General features: G+C 36.4%; 10 protein-coding genes. 9 read left to right on the top strand and 1 reads right to left on the bottom strand.

The window, feature by feature from the left end; all coding sequences use genetic code 11:
• From panC to NST00_RS12070, 9 genes are all read left to right on the top strand, one after another.
• On the top strand, nt 1-867 hold the full coding sequence (panC, locus tag NST00_RS12110) for a pantoate--beta-alanine ligase (RefSeq protein WP_339288712.1): 867 nt from the start codon (nt 1-3) through the stop codon (nt 865-867).
• Complete coding sequence (gene panD / locus NST00_RS12105; protein ID WP_016836986.1) at nt 860-1,243, top strand: aspartate 1-decarboxylase; 384 nt, start codon at nt 860-862, stop codon at nt 1,241-1,243. Before panC ends, panD begins: the two co-directional genes overlap by 8 nt.
• Before the next feature lie 208 nt (nt 1,244-1,451).
• Complete coding sequence (gene lpdA / locus NST00_RS12100) at nt 1,452-2,792, top strand: dihydrolipoyl dehydrogenase (protein ID WP_340710023.1); 1,341 nt, start codon at nt 1,452-1,454, stop codon at nt 2,790-2,792.
• A gap of 249 nt (nt 2,793-3,041) precedes the next feature.
• Nucleotides 3,042-5,840 (top strand): ATP-dependent DNA helicase DinG, encoded by a 2,799-nt coding sequence (gene dinG / locus NST00_RS12095; RefSeq protein WP_340710022.1) that lies wholly within the window; start codon nt 3,042-3,044, stop codon nt 5,838-5,840.
• A 40-nt stretch (nt 5,841-5,880) separates the two neighbouring features.
• Entirely contained in the window at nt 5,881-6,360 is a 480-nt protein-coding gene (locus NST00_RS12090; protein WP_016836989.1) for a cell wall elongation regulator TseB-like domain-containing protein, read from the top strand.
• Nucleotides 6,361-6,375: 15 nt separating this feature from the next.
• Complete coding sequence (locus NST00_RS12085; RefSeq protein ID WP_016836990.1) at nt 6,376-7,569, top strand: pyridoxal phosphate-dependent aminotransferase; 1,194 nt, start codon at nt 6,376-6,378, stop codon at nt 7,567-7,569.
• A gap of 67 nt (nt 7,570-7,636) precedes the next feature.
• Nucleotides 7,637-8,356, top strand: coding sequence for a DnaD domain-containing protein (locus NST00_RS12080; RefSeq protein ID WP_340710021.1), 720 nt, complete (start codon nt 7,637-7,639; stop codon nt 8,354-8,356).
• Between the two features lie 10 nt (nt 8,357-8,366).
• Entirely contained in the window at nt 8,367-9,026 is a 660-nt protein-coding gene (gene nth, locus NST00_RS12075) for an endonuclease III (RefSeq protein WP_016836992.1), read from the top strand.
• Entirely contained in the window at nt 9,023-9,376 is a 354-nt protein-coding gene (locus NST00_RS12070; RefSeq protein WP_016836993.1) for a YpoC family protein, read from the top strand. The genes nth and NST00_RS12070 overlap by 4 nt, the downstream gene beginning before the upstream one ends.
• Before the next feature lie 310 nt (nt 9,377-9,686).
• Here NST00_RS12070 and NST00_RS12065 read toward each other — a convergent pair whose 3' ends face one another.
• The gene (locus NST00_RS12065; RefSeq protein ID WP_340710020.1) at nt 9,687-12,329 is read right to left on the bottom strand and encodes a PBP1A family penicillin-binding protein; all 2,643 of its coding nucleotides are present in this window, start codon (nt 12,327-12,329) and stop codon (nt 9,687-9,689) included.
• Between the last annotated feature and the right edge of the window lie 12 nt (nt 12,330-12,341).

The raw sequence follows: 12,341 nt of genomic DNA, 5'->3' as shown, positions 1-12,341 counted from the left end.
ATGGAAGTCGTCACAACAATAGCCGAACTAAAAGAGATTGTAAGAAAGGTAAAAGCAGAAGGAAAAACAATCGGTCTTGTACCAACGATGGGCTATCTTCATGAAGGTCATATGGCGTTGGCGAAAGCGGCAAGAGAAGAAAACGATTTTATCATCATGAGTATTTTTGTGAATCCTACTCAATTCGGACCGAATGAAGACTATGAAACTTATCCAAGAGATTTAGAACGAGATCAAAAAATTGCCGAATCGGTAGGAGTAGATGTTGTGTTTGCTCCATCAGTTGATGAAATGTATCCAACTGATGGCGGTATTCGAATTCATGCAGGCAGACAAGCAACGATTCTTTGTGGTGCATCAAGGCCAGGGCACTTTGATGGTGTGTTGCAAGTAGTTACAAAGTTATTCCATTTAGCAGAACCGACAAGAGCTTATTTCGGCCAAAAGGATGCACAACAAGCTGCCATTATTTCTACTCTTGTTAGAGATTTTAATTTCCCATTAGAAATTCGTACAGTGCCAATTATTCGAGAAGAAGACGGACTTGCGAAATCTTCTCGAAATGTGTATTTGTCTGAAAATGAGCGCAAGGAAGCTCCGGCAATTTATCGAGGACTGCAGCTTGCGAAAGAGGAATTTTTATCTTCCAAAGATGCAGAAAAAGCTATTGGCGTTGCAAAAGACTATATCTTAAAGAACACAACAACAGGGCGTATCGATTATATTGAATTGTTAGCTTATCCAGATTTAAAACCAATCGATGACAGCACGAAGCAATATTTACTTGCAGCAGCAGTATTTATTGGAAAAACTAGACTAATAGACAATATTATGTTTACGAATAAAGGGGATACAGAGAATGTTTAGAGAAATGATGAACGCAAAAATTCATCGTGCACAAGTAACAGAAGCCGATTTAAATTATGTCGGTTCTATTACAATCGATGCCGATATTTTAGATGCAGTAGGCATGCTTCCAAACGAAAAAGTGCAAGTGGTAAATAACAATAACGGTGCTCGTTTTGAAACATACATTATTCCAGGTAAACGTGGTAGCGGCGTTATTTGTGTGAATGGAGCTGCTGCTCGCCTCGTTCAAAAAGGGGATATTGTAATTATTATTTCATATGCTTATGTAGAGCAAGAAAAACTTTCGGAACATAAGCCTACTGTGGCAATTATGGATGAAGGAAATAAAATTAAAGAAATTATTCACTACGAACCTGAAGCTACTGTACTGTAATCTTGTAGAAAAGAGAGCAAATTGGAACGACATATCCTATTTGCTCTTTTTTATTTTTATTTAAAATGAAGAATATTTTTCTGAAAATGGCAAATAACATAATGAAATTGCAACTATTCCAAAATTGCTGTTTTGCATAAGAAAAATTCCTTCATTTACATTGATTTACAATTTTTTAGGTGATATTTTTGTTAAAGAGGTGATGAAAATGAAGAAATACGACGTTGCCATTATTGGAGCAGGTGCAGGAGGCTATGTTGCAGCAATTTATGCGGCTCGAAGCGGATTAAACGTAGCTTTAGTAGAAAAAGGTAAAGTGGGAGGAGCATGTTTTAATCTTGGGTGCATTCCGTCCAAAATCATGATTGAACATTCGAAACTCATTCAAAAAATGAAGCTAGGAGAACAGTGGGGGATTTCGACTAATAACATTGAAATCGATTTTCCAAAACTAATGCAACGGAAAGAAGACTTGATTCAGCAATTACTAGAAGATATTCATCGTTATATTGGTAATAATACGATTACTTATTACTCTGGAAAAGCTGAAGTAACAAAAGATTTAGTTGTTAAAGTAAACGGAGAAGAGTTTGAGGCGAAAGACATTATTTTAGCGACAGGAAGTAAACCATTCGTACCTCCATTTAAAGGGTTAGAGACAGCAACATATTACACAACTGATACGATTTTCAATATGAAAGAGCTGCCAAAGCAACTCACAATCATTGGTGGTGGTGTGATTTCAATTGAGATGGCTTTTAGCTTAGCACCATTGGGCACAAAAGTGACGATTTTAAATCATAGCCGTGACATTTTGCAGACAGAAGAACCCGATGCACGACCAATTATACGGAAAAAGTTGCATGAGTTAGGAGTGGAACTTGTACTCGATTTTGAATTTGAAGAAATTCGTGGAAATGAAATTGTGACTTCAAGAGGGGTTTATACATATGAAAATTTATTATTTGCAACAGGTAGAAGACCAAATGTAGAAATTGCAGAAGCACTTGGGTTAGAAATGAACGGCCGTTACATTAAAGTTAACGAATATTATGAAACAAATATGCCACATGTATATGCAATTGGCGATATCATCGGAGGTCATCAATTGGCACATGCAGCGAGCGCAGAAGGAATTCATGCCATTGAAGCAATTTTAGGAAATAAACCAGAACCGATTGATTTATCTACCATTCCACGTTGCGTCTATTCAACTCCTGAAATCGCGACATTTGGGGCATTGGAAAATGAAGTAAGTGCAGACGAAGTCATTGTTACAAAATTACCATTTAAAACAAATCCGAAAGCATTGATGGAAGGAAATGCAGATGGATTCATTAAATTTATTTCAAGCAAAAAGGACAATAGCATTTTAGGAGCATGCGTTGTAGGAGATGGTGCGACGGAAATTCTTAATTCTATGCTTGCAGTAAAAGTGGCTGGTGGAACAGCAGAAGATTTAGCTAAAATCATTTTCCCGCATCCTACAAAAAGCGAGCTTATTGGAGATGCAGCAAGAACAGTATTTTGGAAAGGAATCCATATTTAAAAACATTAACTTAGTGAAAAGGTTTCATATCCTTTTCGCTTTTTTTATGTGGCAAATAAGTGCCATCAAAATTAAGATATATTTTTATTCGAAAATACTCAAAATCCGAAGCGAATTAGCCAAATTAACGATAAGCATTCGTAAAATATGAATTTCGATGAATGTTGTAAAACAAGACCATGCATTCTTATGTTATGATAAAATTCGCTTATAAATTATAAACATATGTAAATGTGAGTTGAGATTCAAATGGAAAATCAAAAATATGTCATTGTCGATTTAGAAACGACCGGTCATTCTCCTAAAGAAGGAGATCGAATGATTCAAATTGCGATGGTCATTATGAAAAATTGGGAAGTGGAAAAAACTTTCACTACCTTTATCCATCCAGGAAGAACGATTCCTTTATTTATACAAGATCTAACAAATATTTCAGACCAAGACGTCAAGGACGCATTACCATTCGAATCATATGCAGAAGAAATATATGAAATATTGCAGGATGCAGTTTTTGTAGCTCATAATGCCGACTTTGATTTATCTTTTTTGCAATCGGAATTTGAACGTGCGGGATTGCCGAGATGGAAAGGGAAGAAAATTGACACTGTTGAACTATCTAAAATACTGTTTCCTATGGCATTAGGCTATAAATTAGCGGATCTTGCCAGCGAATTAAATATTCCGCTCAATAATGCACATCGAGCGGATGATGATGCGATGGCAACGGCTTTATTATTCAAGAAATGTTGGGAAGAAATGTTATCACTTCCCATTCCAACTATTGAACAATTGCATAAACAGTCATTTAAATTAAAATCGAATATTTCCCATTTATTATTCCAAGCATTACAAGTAAAACGGAAAACGATCGAGAACGAATCGGATTATATCTATTATCAACAATTCGCATTAAAGAAAAAGGCGATAAAAAGTGCTGAAAAAGATTTGAAGGGAAGTTACCCAAATTCTACTGAAGAAAAAGTTGAGCTTCTTTCAAAACACTTTCCCAAATTTGAAAAACGCCAAGAGCAATTTCAAATGATGGATGCCATTTGGGAAACTTATCAAGCGAAAAAAGAAATTATGATTGAAGCATCCACAGGGATTGGGAAAACGCTTGGATATTTGTTACCTTCAATTATCTATGCAAAGCAACGAGGAAAGAAAATATGCATTAGTACTTATACGTCATATTTACTTGAACAAATCTTATATAAAGAGATTCCTAAAATTGAAAAGGTTTTAGGAATAAAGGTAAATGTATCTCTACTAAAAGGAATGCAAAATTACATCGATTTAGAGTTATTTGAACAGCTCATTCAACAAGATGGACATTCCTACGATGAAACGTTGACGATTTTGCAAATTATCGTATGGCTATCAAAAACGAATACTGGTGATTTAAGCGAATTGAATCTATCCGGCGGAGGGCAATTATTCGTTGAAAAAATTCGCAAAAAAAATCGCAATCACCAAAATTCTTTTGATTTTTTTGAAAAAGCCATTAAGGAAAGCTTAGAGTCAGATATTATTGTAACGAACCATGCAATGTTGCTAGCTGATTTAGTGCGTATTGAGCCGATTTTCCAATCGATTGACGGATGGATAATTGACGAAGCGCACCAATTTGTACAAGCAGCAATTCAACGTGATCAAATTATGTTTTCTTATGCTCAATGGAAATATCTTTTTGGTCAGATTGGAATTTCTTCTGATTCAGGTCTATTCCAAGCTTTTCGAAAAGCAGCAATACAAACAGGAAGAGTCTCTGAACAACTATTTTTCCAATTAGAAAAGTCTTTTGCAACTACTTTGGAACGTATTGAAAGCGCAATGCAAACACTCGCAATTTCAATACAAAATCAAAAACCACCTTTATTAGATTATAAACAGACGGCATTTTTAAATGATTTATCATTAAATATGCCATTGTTGAAAGATGTTTCGAGAACTTTGCAAAAATGGATTGATTTAGCGGAATATGTTTCAAACCAAGTTCGTCAAGATGTTGAAGAACTCCCAAAGAAAAATAAGCTGCTGTTAGAACGTTGGGATTATTGGATTCGAGAATTAAAAATCAAATTAGCTGAATGGGATGAACTATTTTTTGTAAAAAGCAATCAATTTGCCGTTTGGGTTGAAATAGATAAACGGCATATCCCAGGCAGCCTTCGCATATACAAGAAGCCGATTGAAATAACAGAAACAGTCGATGTATTGTTTAATAATTTAAGGAAAAACGCAGGTGTTATATGGACGTCGGGCACTTTGACCATTCCGAATAATGAGCGATTTATAGCAAAACAATTAGGAATAGCCGACAATGTCCCGATTCTTAAATTGGAAGCTCCCCAAAACTATTACGGTGGAGCGAAAGGTTATATCGTATCCGATATGCCAGATATTCAAGGAGTATCGCAGTCGGATTATATTGAATCGGTTGCAGCGGCTGTAACTCAAATTATTCAAACGATTGAAGGTCGATGTTTTGTTTTATTTACTTCGCAAGATATGCTAAAGAGAACGGTTGAGCTTATTCAAGAAGCAGAATTATTAAATGACTATTTGTTATTTGCACAAGGTGTTACGAGCGGTAGCCGAATGCGGTTATTAAAATCATTCCAAAAATTCCATCGATCTGTATTGTTTGGTACGAACAGTTTTTGGGAAGGGGTCGATGTACCTGGAGAAGATTTGAGTGCTGTCATCATAGTAAGGCTACCTTTTTCTTCCCCTGATGAGCCAACGTTTAAAGCAAAAGCAACGATGTTAACAGAAAAAGGGCAAAACGCTTTTACAGATTTATCTTTACCTGAGGCAATATTACGATTCAAGCAAGGATTCGGGAGACTCATTCGCTCGTCAAAAGATAAAGGAGTGTTCATTGTACTGGATCGACGAATTGAAACGAAATCGTATGGTAAAGAATTTATAAAAGCACTTCCTAACATTAAAATTGAAAAACTCCCTCTACAACATATGGTGAAAGACTTACAACATTGGTATAATAACAAAGGTGAGGAAGGAAAGCAGGTAGACAACAATTGAAAAAAAGAAAAAATTATTCCATAAAATATAAGGTGTTTAAATGAAAAATTGGATTATTTTTATCACAAGTTTTATGTTAATATTAACTATTGGAATATCTGTTTTAGTCTTCTGGAAAGCGTCAAGTCCATTTGTAAAAATAGAGAAGCAGGCTGTGGAGTTAGCAATTTCATCTAATTCCATCAAAGCGGCCACTGATGCTTATGTTTACAATGGAAATAAACCGTATGTCACCGTTTTCGGAGTAGATGAAAAGGGTGAGGAAAAGGCTGTTTTTGTACCGATTACATTAGATGATAAATCGATACAAATCGTTAGCTTAAAAGACGGTATAACAGAAGATGAGGCTAAATCATTTTTAGATGAACAAAATGTTAAACAAGTGCTTCATACAAAATTAGGCTATGAGGAACCAGGCGCTGTTTGGGAAATCGCTTATATCAACAAATCGGATAAACTCAATTACGTCTACATTTTGTTTGAAGATGGACAATGGTGGAAACGCATTTTGAACTTATAGGGGAGAAGATTACAAATGAAAGAATTATTAGCCAATCGTGTAAAAACTTTAACACCATCTACAACTTTAGCAATTACAGCAAAAGCAAAAGAAATGAAAGCGCAAGGCATTGACGTGATTGGTCTTGGAGCTGGTGAACCAGATTTTAACACTCCACAAAACATCATGGATGCAGCCATTGATTCAATGCAACAAGGGTATACAAAGTATACGCCTTCTGGAGGTCTTCCTGCTTTAAAACAAGCGATTATTGAGAAATTTAAACGAGATAATCAATTGGAATATAAACCTAATGAAATCATTGTTGGTGTTGGAGCGAAGCATGTTCTTTACACATTATTCCAAGTGATTTTAAATGAAGGCGATGAAGTTATTATTCCAATTCCATATTGGGTTTCATATCCAGAGCAAGTAAAACTGGCTGGTGGAGTACCAGTTTATATTGAAGCAACAAGTGAACAAAACTACAAAATTACTGCTGAACAGCTAAAAAATGCTATTACGGATAAAACAAAAGCGGTTATTATCAATTCACCAAGCAATCCTACGGGAATGGTTTATACTCGTGAAGAATTGGAAGACATTGCGAAAATAGCATTAGAAAATAATATTCTGATTGTATCAGATGAAATTTACGAAAAACTATTATACAATGGAGCGGAGCACTTCTCTATCGCACAAATTTCCGAAGAAGTGAAAGCTCAAACGATTGTTATTAATGGTGTTTCAAAATCCCATTCAATGACGGGATGGAGAATCGGTTATGCTGCAGGTAATGCAGATATTATTAATGCGATGACAGATTTGGCATCTCATTCAACTTCCAATCCAACAACTGCATCTCAATATGCAGCGATTGAAGCTTACAATGGACCACAAGACTCTGTAGAAGAAATGAGAAAAGCCTTTGAGTCTCGATTAGAAACTATTTATCCAAAATTAAGTGCAATTCCTGGTTTCAAAGTAGTGAAACCTCAAGGTGCCTTTTATTTATTGCCAGATGTCAGCGAGGCAGCTCAAAAAACTGGATTTGCTTCAGTAGATGAATTTGCAAGTGCGTTGTTAACGGAAGCAAACGTAGCGGTAATCCCAGGTTCTGGTTTTGGAGCGCCATCGACAATTCGAATCAGTTACGCAACATCTTTAAACTTAATTGAAGAAGCCATTGAACGAATCGATCGATTTGTAAAAGATAAATGGCAAGAATAAGCAGTTTCGCGATACGTAGCGTCCGTATATTACGGACGCTTACTTCATAATGAAAGGAGTCAAGCATATGAAGGAACAAAATTATCGACTCCGTAACTGGATAGAGCAAAAAAATGTAAGCATCCCAGAACTATTTTTCCGATATTACAAAAGATTGGGGATTTCTGATGATGAAGCATTGCTATTACTGCAACTTATTGCATTCCATTCCGACAACATTGATTTTCCTCCCCCAAGTGCATTAGCGGACAGAATGCATTTTACGGAAAATGAGATTACTGCGAAGTTACAACGATTGCTTCAAAAAGGCTTTATCGAAATCACTCAAGGAATCGACTCAAGCGGCAAAATTTATGAGAAATATTCTATGTTCCCTCTATGGGATAGAATAATAGATTTAATGGAAGCACAATCCATGAAGCAAGAAGAATTCCAAAAGAAAAATGAGGAAGGGGAATTATTCTCCCTTTTTGAACAGGAATTTGGTCGTTTACTATCACCGATTGAGCTTGAAACGATTTCTTTATGGTTAGATCAGGATCATCACCCTCCAAAAATTATACGAGAAGCTTTGAAGGAAGCAGTGCTAGCTGGAAAATTGTCTTTCCGTTACATTGACCGTATTTTATTTGAATGGAAAAAGAAAAATATTCGAACAATCCAGCAAATTGAAAAGCAGCGGGAGCAATTTGCAAAACATAATTCACCTTCCGCCCCTCCGAATCAAAGTACAACAGAAAATCGAAAAAAAGTACCATTTTACAATTGGTTAGATGAAAGAGAATAGGGGAGATAGAATGTTGACAAAAAAACAGTGGGAGCATTGTTTAGAAGTAATCGACGAAATGTTCCCAGATGCCCACTGTGAGCTTGTACACAGCAATGCATTTGAACTAACAATCGCAACTCTTCTATCTGCCCAATGTACTGATCAACTTGTCAATAAAGTGACAAAAAATTTGTTTCAAAAATATAAAACACCAGACGATTATTTATCGGTACCATTGGAGGAGTTGCAGCAAGATATTCGTTCCATTGGGCTTTATCGCAATAAAGCAAAAAATATTCAAAAGTTGTGTGAAAAACTTATAAAAGAATTTAATGGAGAAATTCCAAAAACGAGAGAAGAGTTAACTTCATTACCTGGAGTTGGAAGAAAGACAGCGAATGTTGTGATGTCAGTGGCTTTTGGAATTCCGGCTTTCGCGGTAGATACCCATGTAGAAAGAGTAACAAAACGGCTTGGGCTTTGTCGATGGAAGGACAGCGTGTTAGAAGTAGAAGAAACGCTAATGAAAAAAACACCTAAAGAAAGATGGTCCAAAACCCATCATCAATTAATTTTCTTTGGCCGTTACCATTGCAAGGCACAAAACCCTCAGTGCCATCAATGTCCATTGCTTGACTTATGTCGCGAAGGGCAAAAACGGTTGAAAAAAGGGTTGGTTAAACAATGATACGGGTAAGGAAAGATGCTATACAAAAGGAACAAATCGAGCCTTATTTTGAAGCTTGGGAAAAGTTATCAAAAGAAATTTTTGATGCGCATGACGAACGCAATGGAAAAAAAGCTCAAAGTTTAATGGAGCAAGGCATTGATTTGTTTGAGGAGTTGATTGTCAAAACTTCAGAATCGCAAGTTCAACAGTTCTTGCTCTCTGAAGAATATGAGGCAATGCCATTGAATGGGATGGAGCGTTTTCAATTCATCAAAGGAAGACCCGGACAATACGCATGTTTTGTGCAGTTAGATGAGTTATTTAAAGAATTGAAGAAACGATATGCGCGGTTAAGGGTACAGAAATAATGAATGGAACAATAGTGGCATAGGCGAGTGTAATCGTTTGTGCCACTTTTTTGTGGCGAAATATTAACAAACCAATAGAAGTTGATTATATAGAAAGTGCAAAATTTTATGCTTTTTCTTTTAGCACTTATTCCATATGTAGTATTGTTTATAGTTGCATATCTTTTCTTTAATTTAATTGTTCAAATAAAGAAAAATGTTGACAAGATAGTAGAACAGAATCAACGAATCCTTTCTTTATTGGATGAAATAGAAAAGAAAAGTGACAGGATTAATCCTGTCACTTTGATAAATGAATGATTATTGAATTTTAGTCGTGTTTTGAAGCTTCCCCAGGTGGTGTTGGTCCATTAGGGGGATTTACGACATTGCCTTCTCCTCCTGGTGAGAACCAATCATCAAAATCGTTGTTGTTTCCATTGTTTGGATTGCCATTGTTATTTCCGTTGTTGTTTCCATTATTTCCGTTATTACCATTATTACCATTTGGATTTCCTTGGTTACCGTTGTTTCCGTTATGATTTGGTGGATGGTCAGTTGAAGGTTCCTCAGTATCATCAGGTAATTCAACATCCGGTTCTGTTATTCCACCATCAATAGTAATGGATACAGATGCTGGTGTGCTTCGGTTTTCTCCAATAATTGCAACAACGGTGAAAGTATATGTTTTGCCAGCTTCTATACCTGATATGGAAGCATGTTTATCTGCTGTAATTGTGACGACGGATGATTTGCCATCATCGGATTGCATGGATACTTCATATTGAACATCCGAACCTTCATAGTCTTCCGGAATTGTGTAGTCCCATGTTAAATCAACTACTCCAAATACTTGGTTAACTGCTTGTAAATTAAACGGTGCTCCTATATCCACTTCTTCATATGCATCAGAAACTTCTTTTGGTTCTGTTCCACGTACAAACAGCTCTGTTCTTCGAAGTTCACTAGGTGTATTTTTACTTGCGAGTTTTAACGGTTCTGTACCAACTTCAATTGTTACTTCAACGACTGAATTTGGTTTTGCAAATCGTTTCGTCTCTTTTCCTTGAGAAATTTCCCCCATGATTTTACTAAACAATACTTGTGGAAGGCGGCGTTCATCCCAAGTTGTTATAGGCTCAGAACGTTTTTCGTATCCACTCCAAATAGCAATGGAATAATTCGTTGAATATCCGACAAACCATGAATCTGGCACTGCTGTACTTGGCAGGTTATATTTTCTAAATTCATCGGCACCATAGTTTGTTGTACCAGTTTTCCCGGCGATATCTAATCCTGAAACTCTTGCTGCTGTACCTGTTGCGTTTCTTTTTGAACTTACTACATCACGAAGCATATCTGTAACCATATAAGCTGTATAGTCATTCATCGCCACTACCGGATCAGGTTTGTACGAGATTTTAGAGCCATCTCGGAAAACAATTTCTTTAATGGCATATGGTTTGTTATAAACACCGTTATTACCGAAAGCTGCATATGCCGCAGCGATTTCGATAGGCGATAATTCAATTTTACCGCCACCAATAGCATCTGCTTCTACAATTTCATCTCTTTCAATACCCAATTTTGAAATGAATTCTTTTGCTTGATTTAGCCCAACTTCTTGCAATATTTTTACTGCTGGGATATTTCGAGAAGCATATAACGCTTCCCTAATAGTAATTGGTCCAAAATATTTTCCGTCCCAGTTTCCGAATTGTTTACCATTGGAATACGTATGTGGTTCATCCACAATGGTTTTTCCGGTAGACCATTTGAAATATTCAATGGCAGGACCATATGCGATTAGCGGTTTCATTGTTGAACCAGGAGGTCTTTTTGCGTCGTCAGCGTAGTTATAGCCTCTACCTGCACCATAATTGCGTCCACCGCCAATTGCTCGTAGTGCACCAGATGTTGTATCAACAACTGCCACCCCGGATTGAATCGTTTCTGTCGGGAAATTGCTTGCGTTATTCATGATATTTTCAACGGTAGTTTGTGCTTTTGGATCCAACGTTGTATAAACTTTTATACCTTCAGATAATAGACTTGGATCCCGATCTTCAATTTCATTTAATACAATGTCTAAAAAGGCATCGTATTTTGTGCCGGCAACGCCTTTTCTTTGTTCTTCCGGTAATAAGCGTGAAGCCACATCGATTTTCTTTGCTTCCTCAGCCTCGGCTTCCGTAATTTTTCCGTGTTGAACCATTAAACTTAATACGATATTGCGGCGTTTCTCCGCTCTATCTGGATTTTTAAACGGATTGTAATTGTTTGGGCTTTGTGGCATACCGGCTAATAGGGCAATTTCATCTAGATCTAATTCATTTAATTCTTTGCCAAAGAAGTATTCAGCTCCTGTAGCAAATCCATAAATGTTCCCTGAAATCAAAACTTTATTGAAATACATTTCAAATATTTCTTCTTTGTCATACATGCGTTCTAATTGAATCGATAACCATGCTTCTTGCGCCTTACGTTTTAATGTTTTTTCATTGCTTAAAAAAGAGTTTTTCACTACTTGTTGAGTAATCGTACTTGCTCCTTGTGAACCAAATCCGCCGGTAAAGTTCGCGATTACCGCACCACCTAGACGGAATAAGTCAATTCCAAAATGATCAAAAAATCTTACGTCTTCTGTTGCAAGAATCGCATCAACCATTTCTTGTGGAATCTCGTCATATTCAACATATTTTCGGTTCTCAACACCGATTGTTGCAAAGAGTTCTCCATTCATGTCGTAAAACTCTGCAGAAATCGGATCTTTCAATAATTCTTCATTCAACTCAGGCGCTGAACTTGCGTAATAAAAGAACAATCCTGCTCCAAAAACTAAACCGGCGAAAAAGAGAGTAAAAATGGAGATGATTCCCCATTTCAACCATTTTTTTATAGGTTTTTTATGATTTTTTTGTTGAGATTCTCGTATTTTTCGTATTTCTGTTCGAGAGCGTCTATTTTCACTCAATTCTATCTCCTC

It is taken from the genome of Ureibacillus sp. FSL K6-0165, assembly GCF_038004285.1.
In the GTDB taxonomy this organism is placed as follows: Bacteria; Bacillota; Bacilli; order Bacillales_A; family Planococcaceae; genus Ureibacillus; species Ureibacillus thermosphaericus.
This window is presented reverse-complemented; position numbering and strand designations above follow the sequence as displayed.

What these genes read in the sequence shown, in the direction of transcription:
- panC (WP_339288712.1), top strand. Translation starts at nt 1, where the DNA reads ATGGAAGTCGTCACAACAATAGCCGAACTAAAAGAGATTGTAAGAAAG.
- panD (WP_016836986.1), top strand. Translation starts at nt 860, where the DNA reads ATGTTTAGAGAAATGATGAACGCAAAAATTCATCGTGCACAAGTAACA.
- lpdA (WP_340710023.1), top strand. Translation starts at nt 1,452, where the DNA reads ATGAAGAAATACGACGTTGCCATTATTGGAGCAGGTGCAGGAGGCTAT.
- dinG (WP_340710022.1), top strand. Translation starts at nt 3,042, where the DNA reads ATGGAAAATCAAAAATATGTCATTGTCGATTTAGAAACGACCGGTCAT.
- NST00_RS12090 (WP_016836989.1), top strand. Translation starts at nt 5,881, where the DNA reads ATGAAAAATTGGATTATTTTTATCACAAGTTTTATGTTAATATTAACT.
- NST00_RS12085 (WP_016836990.1), top strand. Translation starts at nt 6,376, where the DNA reads ATGAAAGAATTATTAGCCAATCGTGTAAAAACTTTAACACCATCTACA.
- NST00_RS12080 (WP_340710021.1), top strand. Translation starts at nt 7,637, where the DNA reads ATGAAGGAACAAAATTATCGACTCCGTAACTGGATAGAGCAAAAAAAT.
- nth (WP_016836992.1), top strand. Translation starts at nt 8,367, where the DNA reads ATGTTGACAAAAAAACAGTGGGAGCATTGTTTAGAAGTAATCGACGAA.
- NST00_RS12070 (WP_016836993.1), top strand. Translation starts at nt 9,023, where the DNA reads ATGATACGGGTAAGGAAAGATGCTATACAAAAGGAACAAATCGAGCCT.